General features: G+C 62.1%; 15 protein-coding genes. 11 read left to right on the top strand and 4 right to left on the bottom strand.

What is annotated here, in order from left to right; all coding sequences use genetic code 11:
- The first annotated feature begins 75 nt into the window (after positions 1-75).
- From dsbC to HBO11_RS27445, 5 genes are all read left to right on the top strand, one after another.
- Positions 76-807, top strand: a complete 732-nt coding sequence (dsbC, locus tag HBO11_RS27465) for a bifunctional protein-disulfide isomerase/oxidoreductase DsbC (RefSeq protein WP_169955683.1) — start codon at positions 76-78, stop codon at positions 805-807.
- Positions 808-934: 127 nt separating this feature from the next.
- On the top strand, positions 935-2,239 hold the full coding sequence (locus HBO11_RS27460; protein WP_029296281.1) for a homoserine dehydrogenase: 1,305 nt from the start codon (positions 935-937) through the stop codon (positions 2,237-2,239).
- Between the two features lie 66 nt (positions 2,240-2,305).
- Positions 2,306-3,715 (top strand): threonine synthase, encoded by a 1,410-nt coding sequence (gene thrC / locus HBO11_RS27455; protein WP_029296283.1) that lies wholly within the window; start codon positions 2,306-2,308, stop codon positions 3,713-3,715.
- Positions 3,716-4,007: 292 nt separating this feature from the next.
- Complete coding sequence (locus HBO11_RS27450) at positions 4,008-7,550, top strand: transporter substrate-binding domain-containing protein (protein ID WP_169955684.1); 3,543 nt, start codon at positions 4,008-4,010, stop codon at positions 7,548-7,550.
- Positions 7,551-7,622: 72 nt separating this feature from the next.
- The gene (locus HBO11_RS27445; protein ID WP_169955685.1) at positions 7,623-8,852 is read left to right on the top strand and encodes an EAL domain-containing response regulator; all 1,230 of its coding nucleotides are present in this window, start codon (positions 7,623-7,625) and stop codon (positions 8,850-8,852) included.
- A gap of 27 nt (positions 8,853-8,879) precedes the next feature.
- On the opposite strand, the gene HBO11_RS27440 is transcribed toward HBO11_RS27445, so the two are convergent.
- Positions 8,880-9,542 carry a response regulator transcription factor gene (locus HBO11_RS27440; protein WP_169955686.1) on the bottom strand — a complete coding sequence of 221 codons (663 nt, stop codon included), beginning with the start codon at positions 9,540-9,542 and terminating at the stop codon, positions 8,880-8,882.
- 193 nt (positions 9,543-9,735) lie between these two features.
- On the opposite strand from HBO11_RS27440, the gene HBO11_RS27435 reads away from it, so the two are divergent.
- Entirely contained in the window at positions 9,736-10,020 is a 285-nt protein-coding gene (locus HBO11_RS27435; protein ID WP_170059013.1) for a DUF3509 domain-containing protein, read from the top strand.
- Between the two features lie 170 nt (positions 10,021-10,190).
- Here the strand turns inward: HBO11_RS27435 and HBO11_RS27430 are convergent, their stop codons facing one another.
- Together HBO11_RS27430 and HBO11_RS27425 are read right to left on the bottom strand one after the other, a co-directional pair.
- Complete coding sequence (locus tag HBO11_RS27430; protein ID WP_169955688.1) at positions 10,191-11,075, bottom strand: TIGR02285 family protein; 885 nt, start codon at positions 11,073-11,075, stop codon at positions 10,191-10,193.
- A gap of 25 nt (positions 11,076-11,100) precedes the next feature.
- Entirely contained in the window at positions 11,101-12,300 is a 1,200-nt protein-coding gene (locus tag HBO11_RS27425) for a CaiB/BaiF CoA-transferase family protein (RefSeq protein WP_169955689.1), read from the bottom strand.
- A 147-nt stretch (positions 12,301-12,447) separates the two neighbouring features.
- Here HBO11_RS27425 and HBO11_RS27420 point away from each other — a divergent pair, with 147 nt between their 5' ends.
- The 5 genes from HBO11_RS27420 (at position 12,448) to HBO11_RS27400 (ending at position 17,220) form a co-directional block, all read left to right on the top strand.
- Positions 12,448-12,990, top strand: coding sequence for a YaeQ family protein (locus tag HBO11_RS27420; protein ID WP_057438005.1), 543 nt, complete (start codon positions 12,448-12,450; stop codon positions 12,988-12,990).
- A 172-nt stretch (positions 12,991-13,162) separates the two neighbouring features.
- Positions 13,163-14,872: a single-stranded-DNA-specific exonuclease RecJ gene (recJ, locus tag HBO11_RS27415; protein ID WP_169955690.1), complete on the top strand. Its 1,710-nt coding sequence runs from the start codon at positions 13,163-13,165 to the stop codon at positions 14,870-14,872.
- A gap of 170 nt (positions 14,873-15,042) precedes the next feature.
- A complete protein-coding gene (locus HBO11_RS27410) occupies positions 15,043-16,149 on the top strand; it encodes an NADH:flavin oxidoreductase/NADH oxidase (RefSeq protein WP_169955691.1) in 1,107 nt (368 codons plus the stop codon).
- A gap of 105 nt (positions 16,150-16,254) precedes the next feature.
- Positions 16,255-16,788 (top strand): GNAT family N-acetyltransferase, encoded by a 534-nt coding sequence (locus HBO11_RS27405; protein ID WP_169955692.1) that lies wholly within the window; start codon positions 16,255-16,257, stop codon positions 16,786-16,788.
- Between the two features lie 246 nt (positions 16,789-17,034).
- Positions 17,035-17,220: a hypothetical protein gene (locus HBO11_RS27400; RefSeq protein WP_169955693.1), complete on the top strand. Its 186-nt coding sequence runs from the start codon at positions 17,035-17,037 to the stop codon at positions 17,218-17,220.
- A 45-nt stretch (positions 17,221-17,265) separates the two neighbouring features.
- Here HBO11_RS27400 and HBO11_RS27395 read toward each other — a convergent pair whose 3' ends face one another.
- Positions 17,266-18,891, bottom strand: coding sequence for a glucan biosynthesis protein D (locus tag HBO11_RS27395; RefSeq protein WP_169955694.1), 1,626 nt, complete (start codon positions 18,889-18,891; stop codon positions 17,266-17,268).
- Between the last annotated feature and the right edge of the window lie 486 nt (positions 18,892-19,377).

Raw genomic sequence — 19,377 nt, 5'->3', positions numbered from 1 at the left:
AAGGGGACGGTCCCGAGCCGTGTTTCCAGATCGGCGTCCTGGCCTTCGTCCCTGCATCTGCCTTCAGGAGTTCCCATGCGCTTGACCCAGATTTTTGCCGCCGCAGCCATTGCGTTGGTCTCAACCTTTGCCGTCGCCGATGACGCCGCCGAGAAGACAATCCGTAAGAGTCTGGAAAGCCTCCAACTCGAAACCCCGGTCGAAAGCATCAGCGCCAGCCCCATGGCCGGCCTGTATGAAGTCAAGCTCAAGGGCAGCCGCGTGCTGTATGCCAGCGCCGACGGCCAGTACATCGTCCAGGGCTACCTGTTCCAATTGAAAGACGGCAAGCCGGTCAACCTCACCGAGAAGGCCGAGCGCCTGGGCGTGTCCAAGTTGATCAACGCCATCCCGGTTGCCGAAACCGTGGTGTACCCGGCCATTGGCGAGACCAAGACCCACATCACCGTGTTCACCGACACCACCTGCCCGTACTGCCACAAGCTGCACGCCGAAGTGCCTGAGCTGAACAAGATGGGCGTCGAAGTGCGCTACGTCGCGTTCCCGCGCCAGGGCCTGGGTTCGCCGGGTGACAAGCAGTTGCAGGCGGTGTGGTGCTCGGCTGACAAAAAGGGCGCCATGGACAAGATGGTCGACGGCAAGGACATCAAGGCTGCTGCCTGTGCCAACCCGGTCGCCAAGCAGTTCAACCTGGGCCAGTCGATTGGCGTGAACGGTACGCCGGCCATCGTCTTGGCTGACGGCCAGGTCATTCCGGGCTACCAGCCGGCCCCACAAATCGCCAAACTGGCGCTGGGTGCCAAATAAACAGTATCGTCGAGCCTTTGACGGTCAGACCCGCCGACCCGTCGGCGGGTCATTAATAGCGAGCCGCAGTTGTGCGGCTGTTTTTCACGGCCGACCTTGAGTCGGCCGTTTCATGGGGAGTTCTTCAGTGAAACCGGTCAAAGTAGGCATCTGTGGGTTAGGGACCGTCGGTGGCGGCACCTTGAACGTACTTCAGCGTAATGCTGAGGAAATTTCCCGCCGTGCAGGGCGTGGGATTGAAGTGGCACAAATTGCCATGCGTACGCCAAAGCCTCAGTACCAAACGACCGGTATTGCGATTACCAACGATGTCTTCGACGTGGCCACAAACCCTGAAATCGATATCGTCATCGAACTGGTCGGCGGCTACACCGTCGCCCGTGAGTTGGTGCTCAAGGCCATCGAAAACGGCAAGCACGTGGTTACCGCCAACAAGGCGCTGATTGCCGTGCATGGCAACGAAATCTTCGCCAAGGCCCGCGAGAAGGGCGTGATCGTGGCGTTCGAAGCCGCAGTCGCTGGCGGTATCCCGGTGATCAAGGCGATCCGCGAAGGCCTGTCGGCCAACCGTATCAACTGGGTGGCCGGCATCATCAATGGCACCGGTAACTTCATCCTTACCGAAATGCGCGAGAAGGGCCGTACCTTCGAAGACGTACTGGCCGAGGCCCAGGCCCTGGGTTACGCCGAAGCCGACCCGACGTTTGACGTGGAAGGCATCGACGCAGCGCACAAGCTGACCATCCTGGCGTCCATCGCCTTTGGGATCCCGCTGCAGTTCGACAAGGCCTACACCGAAGGCATCACCAAGCTGACCACCGCCGACGTGAACTACGCCGAAGCCCTGGGCTACCGCATCAAGCACCTGGGCGTGGCGCGCAGCACCGCTGCCGGTATCGAATTGCGCGTGCACCCGACCCTGATCCCGGCCGACCGCCTGATCGCCAACGTCAATGGCGTGATGAACGCGGTGATGGTCAATGGTGATGCGGCCGGTTCGACCCTGTTCTACGGCGCTGGCGCCGGCATGGAACCCACCGCTTCGTCGGTGATCGCCGACCTGGTGGACGTGGTCCGCGCCATGACCAGCGACCCGGAAAACCGCGTGCCGCACCTGGCGTTCCAGCCGGATTCGCTGTCGGCCCACCCGATCCTGCCGATCGAAGCCTGCGAAAGCTCCTACTACCTACGGATCCAGGCCAAGGATCATCCAGGCGTGTTGGCCCAGGTGGCCAGCATCCTCTCGGAGCGTGGCATCAATATTGAGTCGATCATGCAGAAGGAAGTCGAAGAACACGACGGCCTGGTGCCCATGATCCTACTGACCCACCGGGTGCTGGAACAGCACATGAACGATGCCATCGCCGCCCTGGAAGCCTTGCAAGGCGTGGTCGGGCCGGTGGTACGGATCCGTGTCGAACACCTGAACTAACGATAGGTTGCAGAGGCCCCGCAGGTTCGGCGGCCTCTGTTCAAGAATGTTGTAGAGGAGCCAGTCATGCGTTACATCAGCACCCGCGGCCAGGCACCGGCCCTGAATTTCGAAGACGTCCTGCTCGCAGGCCTCGCCACTGACGGCGGCCTGTACGTGCCGGAAAACCTGCCACGCTTCACCCAGGAAGAAATCGCCTCCTGGGCCGGCCTGCCATACCACGAGCTGGCGTTCCGGGTCATGCGCCCGTTCGTCACCGGCAGCATCCCCGATGCTGACTTCAAGAAGATCCTCGAAGAAACCTACGGCGTGTTTTCCCACAACGCCATCGCCCCGCTGCGCCAGTTGAACGGCAACGAATGGGTGCTGGAGCTGTTCCACGGCCCGACCCTGGCGTTCAAGGATTTTGCCCTGCAATTGCTCGGCCGCCTGCTGGACTACGTGCTGGAGAAACGCGGCGAGCGCGTGGTGATCATCGGTGCCACCTCCGGTGATACCGGCTCGGCGGCCATCGAAGGCTGCAAGCACTGCGAAAACGTCGACATCTTCATCCTGCACCCGCACAACCGTGTATCGGACGTGCAGCGCCGGCAGATGACCACCATCTTTGGCGAGAACATCCACAACATCGCGGTCGAAGGCAACTTCGACGACTGCCAGGAAATGGTCAAGGCCAGCTTTGCTGACCAGAGCTTCCTTAAAGGCACGCGCCTGGTTGCGGTGAACTCGATCAACTGGGCGCGGATCATGGCCCAGATCGTCTACTACTTCCACGCATCGCTGCAGTTGGGCGGGCCGGCGCGTTCGGTGTCGTTCTCGGTGCCGACCGGCAACTTCGGCGATATCTTCGCCGGCTACCTGGCGCGCAACATGGGCCTGCCGATCAACCAGTTGATCGTCGCCACCAACCGCAACGACATCCTGCACCGCTTCATGAGCGGCAACCAGTACGTCAAGGAAACCCTGCACGCGACCTTGTCGCCGTCGATGGACATCATGGTCTCGTCGAACTTCGAACGCCTGCTGTTCGACATGCACGGTCGCAACGGCGCGGCCCTGGCCGGCCTGATGGACAGCTTCAAGCAGGGTGGCGGTTTCAGCGTCGATCAGGAGCGTTGGACCGAAACCCGCAAGCTGTTCGACTCCCTGGCCGTGGACGATGCCCAAACCTGCGAGACCATCGCTGAAGTCTATGCCCAGACCGGCGAGCTGCTGGACCCGCACACCGCCATTGGCGTCAAGGCCGCACGCGAATGCCGGCGCAGCCTGGATATCCCGATGGTGATCCTCGGCACGGCCCACCCGGTGAAATTCCCTGAGGCGGTGCAGAAGGCCGGTGTCGGCAAGGCTCTGGAACTGCCGCCGCACCTGGCTGACCTGTTTGAGCGGGAAGAGCGTTGCACGGTATTGCCTAATGATCTGAAGGCTATTCAGGCGTTCGTCAGCCAGCATGGCAATCGTGGTAAGCCGCTCTGAGTCTTGGCTGACTCAATGTTGTTTGCTTGAAAAAAACGGCGTTTACCCCGTGATGGGAAACGTCGTTTTTATTTGGGGTACATCGCTCACCGAAGCACCAATGTGGGAGCGGGCTTGTTCGCGATAGCCGTGTGCCAGGTGCAGTATGTGCTGGCTGACCCACCGCAATCGCGAGCAAGCCCGCTCCCACAGGGGGTGTCGCTTGGTGTAAGGCTATGCTGTGTGCGCAATAACCAACAAGGAAACCCCCACGGTGCGGTTCACGACCCGATGGCGCCAGTGCCTCCTGAGCATGCTCTTGCTCGGTCATCTGCCTGCAAGCCTGGCCGCCGTCAGCCTGCCGTTCAACCTGGTGCCGGCGTTTATCACCCTGGCGCCCATGCCCCTGGCACCCGCCGAGCAGCAGTGGCTGGCGCAGCATCCCAGCTTGAAAGTGGGGATCTCCATCGATGATTACCAACCCATCGATATCACCCGTGATCACAATCGCTACCAGGGCATCAGCGCCGACTACCTGAGCCTGGTGGGCGCGCGTCTCGGCGTGCCGATGCAAGTGATGGGTTTTGCCGAGCGGGCCCAGGCCGTGGAGGCGTTGCGCAGCGGGGCTATCGATATCCTCACCAGTGCCAACGGCTACGAGCGGGATGTGCCTGGCCTGGCCTTTACCCCGGACTATATGCCGGACCGTTCAGTGGTGGTGGTGCGCACTGACGAGGCCATGCAAGACGACCTCAAGGGCAAGAAAGTCGTGTTGCTTGATGGTTACGCCAACGTCAAGAACGTGCATGCGGCGTACCCGCAAAGCCATATCATGCTCGCGCCCAACCTCTACAGCGGCCTGGAGGCCTTGGCCCAGGGCGATGTGGATGCGTTTATCGGCAATGAAGTGATCGTGCGCGCCTACAAGTCCCTGCGGCCTTACCTGGGTATGCAGATCAAGGAGCAGAGCCGCCTGGCGCCGATTGGCTTTGCCTTCGCCACGCGCCACGCCGACCCCTTGTTGGGCCGCATGCTGGACCGCGCGCTGCACAGCATCGATGACTCGGTCCGCCGCGAAATCCTCGCCCGCTGGACCACCGGCCTGGGGGTGGACGTTGACGGTGAGCGCATCCCCCTGACCGCCGCCGAGCAGGCCTGGATGCTGCGCCATCCCCAGGTGCTGGTGGCGGCCCAGCAATATTCGCCGTATGTATTCAAGGACAAGGACGGCCGCTGGGTCGGGCTGAACGTAGATCTGCTTAATCGCCTGTCGCGCATGACCGGTTTGCAGTTCGTCCTCGAGGAAGTGTTTTCCACCGCACAAACCCTTGAGCTCTTGGAAAACCACGCGGCGGACATGAGTACCACCCTGGTGGAAAACACCGAGCGCCGGCGCTTTCTGGATTTCAGCCATGGGTTTGGCGGCGCCGGCTGGGTGTTCGTCGAGCGGGCCGATGCACCGCCGGTGATCAACCTGCGACAGCTCTCGGGCAGGGTCTTGGCGCTGCCCGCGCGGCATGTGCTGGAGGCTTATATCCGCCGCGAATATCCGACGATCCGCCTGCGCCTGGTGCCCAACTACACCGAGGCCCGCGCCCTGGTGGCCCGGGGAGACGCCGCCGCGACCATCCAGAGTGAAGTGGAAGTGCAGAGCTACCCGGCCGATGAATTGCGGGCCGGGCGCAGCGTCGATGGCAAGTGGTCCAGTGACAGTCTGGCGGTGCGCAAGGACCACCCCGAGCTGCTGAGTATTTTGAACAAGGCCCTGGAAGCCTTGCCGGTGGCCGAGTTGAGTGCCCTGCGCCTGCGCTGGATGGGCGCGGTGCCGGTGCCGGTGCCGGCTTGGCAGCGTGTGCCATCGTGGGCCTACTGGACGGTCGCCACGGCGCTGCTGTTTGTGCTGGTGTCGCTGGTCTGGAACAGCCGGCTCAAGCGCCAGATCCGCCAGCGTGTCGAGGCCGAGCGGCGGCTCAATGATCAGTTGGCCTTCAAGCGGGCCTTGCTCGACGGTATCCCCAACCCGGTATTTGTGCGCGACCTCGCTGGCCGCCTGGTCACCTGCAACAAAAGCTATGAACAACAGTTGGCGACCCGGCTTGACCAGATTCGCGGCCTGACCCTGCCGCAGAGCGCAGTGCTGCCCGCCGCCACGGCCTTGCGCCTGCATACCGGGCACATGGAGCAACTGGCCACGCAGCAGTCGCTGTTTATCGACCGCCAGCTGGAGTTCAATGGCGGCATCGCCCATGTCTATCAATGGACCGTGCCGTTTTATGATGCCCAGGGCCAGTTGCAGGGGCTGCTCGGCGGTTGGGTCGACATCAACGAGCGCAAGGTCCTGGAAACCCAGTTGATGGATGCGCGGCGCGCCGCCGATGAAGCGAACTTCGCCAAGAGTGCCTTTGTGTCGAACCTCAGCCATGAGATCCGCACGCCGATGACGGCGATTATCGGCCTGCTGGAACTGGAGCAGGAACGCGCCCTGGCCTCGGGCGCACCCGTCTCCGAGGCGCTGCAGGTGGCCCATCGTTCGGCGCGGGAGTTGATTGCCTTGATGGGCGATAGCCTGGACCTGGCGAAGATCGAGGCCGGCCACCTGCAACTGGCGCCACAGACCACCGACCTGAAAGGGTTCTTCGAGGGCATCCAGCGGCTGTTTGAAGCCACGGCGCAGAAAAAGGGCCTGCACCTGACCCTGGCTTTCGATCCCCAGGCGCAAGGCTTTTACTGGTTCGACCCGCTGCGCCTGCGCCAGGTCATGCATAACCTTTTGGGCAATGCGCTCAAGTTCACGCAGCACGGAGAAGTGCGCGTGCGTGTCGCCTGCCAGTTGGATGGCGAGGGGCATGAATACTTGCACCTGTGCGTCGAGGACACGGGCCCAGGTATCGGCGTCGACCAGCAGGCGCGGGTGTTCAAGCCGTTTATCCAGGGCAGCCCGCTGACGGCAGCCGAACATGGCGGTACCGGCTTGGGCTTGAGCATCTGCCAACAACTGGTGGACTTGATGGGCGGGCAAATCACCCTGCACAGCGTCCTGGGCGAAGGCACCACCGTGTGTATCGACCTGCGCCTGGACCGGGTCGGCAGTGACGACCTGCCCGCGCCGGTGGCCGCAGCGTCTTTGCTGCCGGCAGATCGGGCATTGTCGGTGTTGATTGTCGACGACCTGTCGGCCAACCGCCTGGTGCTGGCCCAGCAGTTGCAGTTCCTCGGGCACCAGGTGGTGGCCGTGCACAGTGCCGAGGCGGCGTTGCAGCGCTGGCGCAGCGAGGCGTTCGATGTGCTGGTGACCGATTGTCATATGCCGGGCATGTCCGGTTTTGCCCTGGCCGAGGCCATTCGCCAGATAGAGGCCCAGGAGCAGCGCCCGCGCTGTGCGTTGGTCGGTTGCACCGCCGATGCCCAGGAAGACGAGGGCCAGCGCGGCCAGCGGGCGGGCATGGATGCGCTGCTGGTCAAGCCGGTGACCCTGGAGCAGTGGAACCAGGTGCTGGCCCGGGTCACGGCGGTGCCTGCCTTCGACCTGCAGGCCCTGCGCAAGATGACCCAGGCCGACGGTCCGATCCTGCAAAGCATGTTGCAGGAGTTGGCCAATAACCTTGAGCACGAGCACCACCTGTTGGGCCACGCCATGGCCGAACACGACTTGGCGCAATTGCGGGCCAGCCTGCACCGCCTCAAGGGCATTTGTTGCCTGGTGGATGCGCTGCCATTGGCCAAGGCCTGTATTGCCCTGGAAAGCAGTGCGCGCGAGTACCGTGAGGATGAGTTGGCGCAGCGCTGGCAAAATGTTTGCGTGGCCATAGGGGTGTTGCAGGAGCAAATCCGGCCATATCTGAACAGGCAAGAATAGGACGCGTCCTATGGGGTCTTGTCGCAGTTTTGGCTAATGTGCAGCATCTTGCACGCAGCCCCAGAGTTTTCCATGCGCTCACTCAAAGTCCTGATTCTCGAAGATCACCCGTTCCAGCTGATGGCCCTGCACCAGATGCTCAACGCCAACGGCGTGTTCAACGTGCTGACGGCCGAAAGCGTCGAGGTCGCCCGCCAGTCGCTGGCGAGCAAGGGGCCGGTGGATATCGCCATCTGCGATCTGTACCTGGAGCATGGCGACTCACTGGGGCTGATTCGTGAAATGGCCGAGCAGAGCCAGGCCCAGGTGCTGGTCCTGTTGAGCGATGCCGATCCCGATGTGCTCGAAGGCGTGGCGAGCATGGCGCGCCAGGCGGGGCTCAACGTATTGGGGTGCATGCCCAAACCGGCTTCTGCCACGGCCATCGGGCAAATGCTCGATGCCTGCCGGCAACGCTTGCGGCCTAGCCCGCACGCATTGTCCTGGGAGCGCGTGCACCAGATGCTGGGGGTTAGTGAATTCGCGACCGAGAAACTCTGCGCCGAGGTCGGCGAGGCGGCCATCGAGCGTTACGCCAGTGTCTGCTACCAGCCCATTGTCAACCAGGCCGGTGATCTGCAAGGCGTGGAGGCATTGGCCCGCTGGCAAGACCCGGAGCATGGCCAGTTGATGCCCAGCGAGTTTCTGCCGCTGCTGGAGTTGGCGGGGCTAGAACAGGCCTTTACCTGGTACGTGTTGGATCAGGTGTTGCGTCTTTGCGCCCAGGTGACCCGGGACACAGGCCGGGAACTGCCGGTATCGGTCAACATTCCCGGGCGGCTGCTGGAGCAGGAGCATTTCGCGCTTACGCTGCAAGGCCTGCTGCAACGCTTTGCCGTACCCGCGCGCAACCTGACCCTGGAGCTGGTGGAAACCTCGCGCCTGAAGACCGACAGCGCCCATGTCACCGGTTTGCTGCGCCTGCGGATGATCGGCTGCAAGTTGTCGATTGGTGATTTCGGCATCGGCGGAACCAGCTTGCAGCGTTTGCTGGAGTTGCCGTTCACCGAGCTGAAGATTCCCCCGGTGTTTGCCAGTGGGATGGCGGGTGACGAGCGCAAATGCGCGGTGGTTGCCGGGGCCATGAGCATGGCCCAGCACCTGGGCGTCGGCGTGGTCGTGACCGGAATCGAAACCCCCGGCGACCGCGACGCCGTGCGCGCGCTGGGGCCGGCCTGGCTGCAGGGTTGCCTGATTGCCCATCCGATGAGTGCCCAGATGCTGCAACACTGGCTCGCCCAGTCCGCCGCGATAGCCCTGTAGGCGTTGGCTTGCCGGTGCCTACACAATCTAGGCCAGCCCATGTTCCTGCACGTAGATAAACAGCGCAGCATCACTGATCAGCCCCAGTTTGCGCATGGCACTGACCTTCTGTGTGCTGACCGTCTGCTTGCTGCGATTGAGGTGCGCGGCAATCTCGCCCACCGTCTTACCCCCCGCCAGTAGGCGGATCACTTCCAGTTCCCGGGGGGATAGCTGGTCCTGCGAATGCAGGCGATCAGCCCCCACGGCGCCGGCCAGGGCCAGCGCCTGCTCAATGGTACGCGCCACATAGGGCCGCTGCTGGCGCACCTGGTCGATAGCTTCGGGCAACTCGTCGGCCAGGCTGGCCTTGCTCAACAGGCCCATGACCCCCAGTTCCAGGATCGAGTGAAACAGCCCCGCATTGTTGAGCATGGTCACCACCACTATGGGCAGGTCGGGGTAATGCCGGCGCAGGTGTTCGATCAGGCGCAGGCCGTCGGCCTGGGGTTCGGCGGGCATCATGAAGTCGGTGACCAGTACATCGCAGGGGCGGTCTTGCAGCAGGGCGGCCAGGGCCTGGGGCGAGTTGGCCTCACCGACGATGCGCACCTGGGCGTCGCGCTCCAGCACTGCGCGCAAACCGATCAGGAAAATCGGATGATCGTCGGCTATGACAATGCGCAGGGGCAGTTCAGACGCGTCTCTCACGGTGGACTCCGGCAATAATCAGGGGATTCTAGCCTGTCGGCGGCTGTTTTCTCTCTGTCATATTTGCCATGCATGCTCGATAAGCTCAGCTCAAGGGCGAACTTTGTGCTTTTGGCGTAGGTCACTTACCTGTAGGAGCGAGCGTGCTCCTACAGTGGTTATTTATTTTTCTCATGATTGAGTGGTGATCGAGATGGAAAGTATCAGCCTATTGCTCGGCGAAGCGCTGAGCCCTTATCAGGTCACGCTGACTGCCTCGGGTGTACACGGCGAATGCCTGGTGACGGTGAAGAGCCCGACGGGCGCGATCATGGTCGAACGCGAAGTGGATCGCGCACAACTGACCGACAAGCGAGCCCTGGTGGACGTGGTGGACTGCCTCCATCGCGACCTGAAAATCGCCGAAGGGCGCCTGGAACCTTCGGTGATCGCGGGCTTGCGCAACGCCGCCCAGGCGCGCGCTCCCGCCCAGGCATGAAGAAATTTTTATCTTTGGAACCTTCCTACAGGAAGGCGAGTCAGACCTTGTAACAGCAGGATCAAGCATTGTGCTCCGGTGCTTGTAGCTTGTTGTACTGGTCTTTGTAGGCCACGTTTAACCCCGAGTTGTCTCCCCACTGCTCGGGGTTTCTTTTTGCCAAAAATTTATCAGGGCGGCGGTGTTTCGCTGAAAAACTTCGGGTTGTCCTTGAGGTATTGCTCGCGCATCAGCGGGTCCAGCCTGTTGGCGTAGGACTCAAGTAGCGCCGCCTGGGGAATATTCTGCAATTCGCGGTTGATATGGCTGATGGCCTGGCGCCCCTGCGGGGTGTTCGAGCAGCCGATATGGATCCGTTGATAGCGCGTCGTGCCCTTGATCGGATAGAACATCAGGTCTTGTGGATCAATATCCTGTTGCGCTGCCTGATAGCGGATTTCCGTCCAGTAGCCCAACACGGCTTCCAGCCGCCCCAGGCGCTGCATCTGCAGCAAACTGCCCAGGGCATCGTTGCCGTAGTGTGGGGCCAGTTCGAGTGGGTCGGCGTGGATCAACTGTTCGTCAATCCCGGGGCCGTAGCTACGCTCGGCGACGATCCCAAGACGTGTCTGTCGCGCATCAAGAAACCTTGCCAGGTCGAACTGGCCCTCAACCACATAGCTTGCCAGGGCGTCCTGTCGGTTACGGCGAATCGCGATGCCATTGCTCAACACGGCAAACGCCGGTGTGGAAAAGACAATGTTCCTGGCTCGCGCGGGTGTCCATACCAGCGATGGATCGCAGGTGAAGGAGGGCGCATTGAGCATTTGCATGCCACGGGCGCGGTTAACGTGCAGGATCTGGTGGCGATACTGCGGCAGGCGCTCGATCAACAACGGTAGCAGTTTATCGACGCTGCCCTGGCCCTTTTGCGGACCATCGAAAATGGTCATCGGCGGCAGGTCGCGCACCAGCCAGGTCAAGGTGTCCTGTGCCTGGCCGGATAGCGGCCACATCCCAAGCAGCGGGGCGATGAGCCATAGGCGCCGCAGCGCCATGATGAAACGGCCGGCCATTATCTTGCGCATGCTCCGAGCGGCATCAGATCGCGCCATCCTTGCGCAAGCGGGCCACGGCGCTGCTGTCGTAGCCCAGAGTTTGCAGGATCACGGCATTGTGCTCGCCCAACTGCGGCCCGACCCACTCGCAACTGCCTGGGGTGTCGGAAAGCTTGGGTACGATGCCGGGCATCTTGAAATCCTTGCCGTCGGGCAACTGGGCCTTGAGGAACATTTCCCGGGCCAGGAATTGCGGGTCGCCCAGCATATCTTCGGCGCTATAGATCCGGCTGGCAGGCACTTGGGCCAGGTTCAACTGCTCCACCACCTGTTCCAGTGGCAAGCTGTTGACCCAGCGGTCGATCACGCCGTACAACTCGTCGCGCCGGGTATCGCGGCCATCGTTGCTGGCCAGTTGCGGGTCATTGGCCAGGTCCTCCCGGCCAATGGTCAGCATGAAGCGCTTGAAGATTGCATCGCCATTGGCGCCAATCTGCACATGCTTGCCATCGGCGGTGGTATGGATCGACGACGGGGTGATGCCCGGCATGATGTTGCCGGTACGCTCGCGGATAAACCCGAACACATCGAACTCGGGGATCATGCTTTCCATCATCGCGAAGATCGCTTCATACAGCGCCACATCCACTACCTGGCCGAGACCACCGTTGACCTCGCGATGGCGCAGGGCCATCAGTGCGCCGATCACTGCCCACAGCGCCGCGATGGAGTCGCCGATGGAGATCCCCGTGCGCACCGGCGGGCGGTCCTCGAAACCGGTGATGTAGCGCAGGCCCCCCATGGATTCACCGACCGCGCCGAAGCCCGGTTGATCCTTCATCGGCCCGGTCTGGCCAAAGCCCGAGAGCCGCACCATCACCAGCTTGGGGTTGAGGGCGTGCAGGGTGTCCCAGTCCAGGCCAAGTTTTTCCAGGACGCCAGGGCGAAAATTCTCGATCAGGATGTCGGCGTCTGCCAGCAATTGCTTGAGGATCGCCAGGCCATCGGGGTGCTTGAGGTTCAGGGTCAGGGACTGTTTATTGCGCGCCTGGACAAACCACCACAGCGATGTGCCTTCATACAGCTTGCGCCATTTGCGCAGCGGGTCGCCGCCGTCGGGGGATTCGACCTTGATCACCTGGGCGCCGAACTCGGCGCAGATGCGCGAGGCGAACGGGCCGGCGATCAGGGTGCCCAGTTCGATGACTTTCAGGCCGGCAAGCGGTTTGGCGGTAAACGACATGAGGATCCTTACTAGCGCAGGAAGGTTTGTATTGCCTTTTAACATAGGCGAGCGGTGCAGGGATAAGGATGATGCAGCGCAGGATTCGTTGAATGAGCCCGCCATCGGTTAGACTGGCCGCCTTTCCCTGTCTCTAGAAGTCCGTTCATGGCCCAGCCGTCCACGACCTACAAGTTTGAACTCAACCTGACCGACCTCGATCGTTCGGTGTACGAGAGCGTCAAGCAAACCATCGCCCGTCACCCCTCGGAAACCGAAGAACGCATGACCGTGCGTTTGCTGGCCTACGCCCTTTGGTACAACGAGCAGTTGTCGTTTGGTCGCGGACTGTCAGATGTAGACGAGCCAGCCCTGTGGGAAAAAAGCCTGGATGATCGGGTTTTGCACTGGATCGAAGTCGGCCAGCCCGATGCCGACCGCCTGACCTGGTGCTCACGCCGCACCGAACGGACCAGCCTGCTGGCCTACGGCAGCCTGCGGGTGTGGGAAGGCAAAGTGGTGCCGGTGGCCAACAACCTGAAAAACGTGCATATCGCCGCGGTGCCCCAGGAAATCCTGGAAACCCTGGCCAAGGACATGCCACGGGTGATCAAGTGGGATGTGATGATCAGCGAAGGCACGATCTTCGTCACCGACGACCGCGGCCAGCACGAAGTGCAGTTGCAGTGGCTGGTTGGCGAACGCGGCTGACCCTGTAGGCTGGCTTGTGTGGGAGCGGGCTTGCCCGCGATTGCGATGTGTCAGTCGGCTTATCTTTAACTGATCCACCGCTATCGCGGGCAAGCCCGCTCCCACATTTGATGTTTGTCGTTACTCATAGTGTTTTTTAACCGTTGTATTGCACAGAAGCCCCCATCACCCCATGCGCATCGATCCCCGCCCATTGCCCGCCGTCCTGCCGTTCCTCGGTGAATTGCCTCCGTTGCTGACCCGTCTCTACGCCGCCCGTGGCGTGACTTCGCAGGATGAACTGGATAAAAGCCTGGCGCGGCTGATTCCCTATCAGCAGCTCAAAGGGATCGATGCCGCCGTGGACTTGCTGGTGACGGCCCTGGAGCAGCGCCAGCGCATCCTGATCGTCGGTGACTTCGACGCCGATGGCGCCACCGCCAGCACCGTGGGCACCCTGGGCCTGCGCTTGCTCGGGGCGGCGCATGTGGATTACCTGGTGCCCAACCGCTTTGAATACGGCTACGGCCTGACCCCGGAAATCGTCGCCGTGGCCTTGCAGCGCGAGCCACAGTTGCTGATCACCGTGGACAACGGCATCTCCAGTGTCGAAGGCGTGGCGGCGGCGAAGGCGGCAGGGCTCAAGGTGCTGGTCACCGACCACCACTTGCCCGGTGATGAACTGCCGGCGGCCGATGCCATCGTCAACCCGAACCAGCCCGGTTGCGGGTTCCCCAGCAAGGCCCTGGCGGGCGTCGGGGTGATCTTCTATGTGCTGATGGCCTTGCGTGCGCGCCTGCGCAGCCTGGGCTGGTACGACAAGCAGCCGCAGCCCAATATCGGCGAGTTGCTCGACCTGGTGGCCCTGGGCAGCGTGGCCGACGTGGTGCCGCTGGATGCCAACAACCGCATCCTGGTCTACCAGGGCCTGGAGCGGATTCGCGCCGGGCGTGCGCGGCCAGGCATCAAGGCGATCCTGGAAGTGGCCAAGCGCGACCACACGCGCATCACCTCCACCGACCTGGGCTTTATCCTCGGTCCACGGCTCAATGCGGCCGGGCGCCTGGATGACATGAGCCTGGGCATCGAATGCCTGCTCACCAGCGACTTCGCCCAGGCCCGGGAAATGGCCGCGCAACTGGATGGCATGAACCAGGACCGTAAGGCCATCGAGCAGGGCATGCAGCGCGAAGCCCTGGCCCAGCTCAAGGACTTGCCGCTGGACTCGATGCCGTTTGGCCTGTGCCTGTTCGACCCGGAGTGGCACCAGGGTGTGATCGGGATCCTGGCGTCGCGTATGAAAGAGCGCTATTTCCGCCCCACCATCGCCTTTGCCGACGCCGGTGATGGCCTGCTCAAGGGCTCCGGGCGCTCGGTGCCGGGCTTTCATATCCGTGATGCCCTGGCGGTGGTGGCCAGCCAGCACCCGAACCTGATCGCCAAATACGGCGGCCACGCCATGGCGGCGGGCCTGACCTTGCCTGAAGCCAACTTCCCGTTGTTCGCCGAAGCCTTCGACGCCGAAGTGCGCCGACAACTGCGTGAAGAAGACCTCACCGGGCGCTTGCTGTCCGATGGCACCTTGGCGGTGGAAGAGTTCCACCTGGAACTGGCCCGCGCCTTGCGCAACGCCGGGCCCTGGGGCCAGCATTTTCCCGAGCCGCTGTTTCACGGGGTGTTTCAACTGGTGGAGCAACGGGTGGTGGGCGAGCGTCACCTCAAGGTGGTGCTCAAGAGTGAGTGTGGCGCGGTAAAGCTCGATGGCATTGCCTTTGGCATCGACCGCGAAGTGTGGCCGAACCCGACCATTCGCTGGGTGGAGCTGGCCTACAAGCTGGACGTCAATGAATTCCGTGGTCAGGAAACCGTGCAGCTGATGATTGCCCACATCGAACCACGCTGAACCCTGTGCAATCCCCGGTTGTCGACTAGTCTCTAAGCACTGTGTGATTGGTCTTGTGACCTTGTCTGTTTTTTAGCCCGAAGGGGACGGGCCTTTCATCTTTTCGTCACCCGCACCGGTCAGACAGAACCCTGGAGCCAATGCCCACCGGATACGAGAAGAGGTGCCCCATGAGTCTGTTGCTTGAACCCTATACCCTGCGCCAGTTGACCCTGCTCAACCGCATTGCCGTGTCGCCGATGTGCCAGTACTCCGCCGTCGATGGCCTGGCCAATGACTGGCACCTGGTGCACTTGGGCAGCCGTGCCGTTGGCGGTGCCGGGCTGATTTTCAGCGAAGCCACCGCCGTCACTGCCGATGGCCGCATCACCGCCCAGGACCTGGGCCTGTGGAACGATGCCCAGATTGAGCCGCTGCAGCGTATCACCCGCTTTATCCGCGCCCAGGGCGCGGTGGCGGGGATCCAACTGGCCCACGCCGGGCGCAAGGCCAGTACCCATCGGCCATGGATCGGCAAGCACGGCAGCGTCAAGCCCGCAGACGGTGGTTGGGTGCCGGTAGGTCCGTCGCCCATCGCCTTCGACCCGCAGCACACCGCGCCCCGGCAGTTGGACGAAGGGCAAATCCAGCAAGTGATCGCCGACTTCGTGGCCGCCGCCAAGCGTGCCCTGACCGCCGGCTTCCAAGTGGTGGAAATCCATGCGGCCCATGGTTATCTGCTGCATCAATTTCTCTCGCCCTTGAGCAATCAGCGCCAGGATCAATACGGCGGATCCTTTGAAAACCGCATCCGCCTGGTGTTGCAAGTCACCCAGGCAGTGCGCGATGTGTGGCCGCAAGAGCTGCCGCTGTTTGTACGCGTCTCGGCCACCGACTGGGTGGAAGACGGCTGGAACCCCGACGAAACCGTGGAACTGGCACGCCGCCTCAAAGACCTGGGTGTGGACCTGATCGACGTGTCCTCCGGTGGCACCGCCGCCAATGCCGAAATCCCCATCGGGCCGGGTTATCAAACGCGCTTTGCCGAGCGTGTGCGCAAGGAGTCCGGCATGGCCACGGGCACGGTTGGCATGATTACCGAGCCGGCCCAGGCCGAGCATATTCTGCGCACCTGCCAGGCCGACATCATCTTCCTTGCCCGCGAACTGCTGCGTGACCCGTACTGGCCATTGCACGCCGATGACGACCTGGGCGGGCGTAAGGCGATCTGGCCGGCGCAATACCAGCGGGCTACCCACCGCGACCAGCCGATCCATGAGTCTGACTTGCGCGACTGATTTTTTACATTCGTCACCCAGACCCACCGCTGATCACGGTGGGTTTTTTCTTGCCTGTCGCCGGGGGAGTAGCGATCCTGAGCGTCCTGGACGCTGGAGGCCAAGATGCTGGTGGAACGTGATTTGAATGAAAGCGACATTCCCCTGCTGGCGTTGATTGACCGTACTGAGCAGATTGATGAGTGCTATCGCCTGGAACACGGCGAGTTGGTGCTCTATGCCGCTCACCACGACATGCGCGGCTGGCCCGAAGGCGAAGCCGAGCAGGATGCCCTGGAACTGCATGCCTGCTGGCTGCGCGGGGGGTGGTTGCATGGGGTGTTTGCTGGCCCGACGCTGCTGGCGGCAGCGGTGGTGGATAACCGGGTGATCCATAACCAGGGCCTGCGTATGCATCAGCTCAAGTTCCTGCATGTCAGCCACAGTGGCCGAGGGCATGGGCTGGGCGGGCGGCTGCTGGCGCTGGCCTGCGCGCACGGGGTAACGCTGGGTGCGCAGGCGCTGTATATCTCGGCCACCGAGTCGCGCAACACCGTGGATTTTTATCTGCATCACGGCTGTCGTTTGCTCAAGCAGCCCGACAGCGAGCTGTACCACCGGGAACCCACTGACATCCACTTGTATCGCCCGCTGCCCTGATCTGTCCGGCATCAGGCGCGTACACGGCCGTCGGTGCGTGAGGATTTTCTGAAGGTCTTTTGCCTCAAGGCAATTATTTAAGTGAATACTCTAAAAAAATCTCACACGCGCCAGGATAGTTTCTACGCTTGAAGTAAGGCGGCTTCTGGCCCAGGAAGTCAGTCTGTTTGCTCGCTGAGGCATTGCACTTCGCGGGCAGGGTTATGGGCATCAGGAGTTGTTGTTTACTACACGGAGAAACATTCCATGACCAAGTGCATTGGTGTAGCAGGGGTTCTGACGCTTTTTTTCAGGCGCAAGCTGTCATTGCATGGCCGCCGGCTGAGCTCGGACGAGACGCAACTGCTGGAGCAGTACCGGGCCTTGACGGAAAGCGATCAGGTTGCGATGCGTTATCTGATTGGCGCGATGAAGAGTATTTCGCGCTTTTGAACCGGCAGGGGCGTTCCCACGCCATGAGCGTGGGAACGCCTGGCATCAGCTGTACTTGCGCTTGTCCGGTGCGGGTGGGAAGTACTGGTACAACCAGGTTTCACTCAAGGTACGGTCATTGGTGCGAATGAACAGGCGCATCTCCACCGGCTCCACGCTGTCGCTGGTCGGGTACCAGTCGAAGAGGATGCGGTAGCCCTTGATGTCATCCAGCACCAGCACGCTGAAGTCTTTTACTTCGCCATGGGAGCAGGTGACCACCGGCTCGATCCCGGTGCCAGCGGGCAGGCGGTCGAGGCCGCCGCCCTTGAAGTCCACGGCAAAACGACGAGCCCAGACCGGTGGGTAATGCTCACCCGGTGCCCAGCCTTCGGTGAAGCCGCCCATGCCGGAACGGGTCGCGTTGACTTGCGCCAGCGGCGTGCTGACCGGGGGCAGGGCGCTCCAATAGAGCTTGTAGCCAAAGTTCAGGGAGTCGCCGGCGGCCACCGGTTTTTTCGGGGTCCAGAAGGCGACGATGTTGTCCATGGTCTCGCCGGTGGTAGGAATCTCCAACAGGTCGACAGAGCCTTCGCCCCACGCGGTGGTCGGTTCCACCCACAGGCTTGGGCGCTTGCTGTACCAGTCGACGGTGTCCTGGTAACTGGCGAACTCATGGTCGGTCTGCACCAGGCCGAAACCTTTCGGGTCTTTATCGGCGAAGGCATTGAATTGCAGGGTGGCCGGGTTGTTCAGCGGGCGGCAGATCCACTCGCCGTTGCCGCGCCACATCGCCAGGCGATCGGAGTCGTGGATCTGCGGGTGGATGGTGTCGCACATGCGCCGCTCATGGGTGCCGCAACTGAACATGCTGGTCATCGGTGCGATGCCCATCTGCTGGATCGCGGTGCGCGCGTTGATATGGGCGTCGATGGCCATCACCACCTGGGTGGCCTGGCAGTCGATATCGAAGCGATAGGCACCGGTGGCGCTCGGCGAGTCGAGCAGGGCGTAGACCACGAAACGGGTGCTGTCCTTGTCCGGCGTCTCGAACCAGAACTGGGTGAAATCGGGGAATTCTTCGCGTTTGTCGGCGTAGGTGTCGATGGCCAGGCCGCGTGCCGAAAGGCCGTACTGGCCTGTGTTATCCACCGCGCGGAAATAGCTGGCGCCGAGGAAAGACACCACGTCGTGGCGGTCCAGTTCCGGGGCCTTGAACAGCTTGAAGCCGGAAAAACCCAGGTCGCCTTTGAGCTGCTTGGTATCGACCGTGGTTTTTTCATAGTTGAACAGCGACGGACGGAAATGCACCTCCCGCGCCTGGCGGGTCTTGGGGTCGACACTGTGCATGCGCACCGGGGTCTTGAAACCCATGCCGACGTGGAAAAACTGCACGTCCAACTGGCCTTTGAGATCTTTCCACAGCGAATGATTGCCGTCGTAGCCAATGGCATTGAAATTCTGCGGGGTCATGGTCGCCAGGGTCGGCGGCAGCACCTGGCGGGTGTCCTGATACTGTTTGCCGGCCAGTTGCTTGGCTTGCAGCTTGAGCCAGTCGAAGTCGAACGCCTTGGCGTCGCCATCGGCTGCACGATTCCCGGCCCAGGCCTGGGCGGCCAGCAGGCCACTGGCCGACAGCCCGGTGTAGGCCGCGATGGCCATGGACGCTTTGAGCAAATTCCTGCGGTGCATAAATACAACCTGTGGTGAGCAATCCCGTGCCGTTCCTGGCGCGTGCTGGATCAGAAATAACGGTTCGGACATGCCTTCGGCCAAACGCAACGGACATTAAACAGATGCCAGATAGCTTAAGGGGTTCGGTAGGGAAGGAAAATTGATTGATAGCGGGATGATGGCGTTGCATATGAAACAAGACGTGTCAGCAGGGGAGGTTGCTGGGGATGGCTTTAGGTCGGTGTGTATATCCATTGCTGCGGTCACGGCCGCTATTGGTTCCGCTCTTACAGCGGGTCACTTTCGAAAAGCGCGAAAGTAACCAAAGCGCTTTTGCCCCACCACTCGGTGCCTCGCCTAGGCTCGGCATGCCCGCAGTCAGGCATTGCTCCGTGGGCCCGCCGCGATCGGCCATCCATGGCCGTGTCGCGTCTACCCCGGCATCCATGCCGGGGTGCCCACTGCGCAATACCTGCCTGCGGCCAGCGTGGTTTAACGGGGCGC

Source organism: Pseudomonas sp. WS 5010, from assembly GCF_012985565.1.
GTDB lineage: Bacteria > Pseudomonadota > Gammaproteobacteria > Pseudomonadales > Pseudomonadaceae > Aquipseudomonas.
This window is presented reverse-complemented; position numbering and strand designations above follow the sequence as displayed.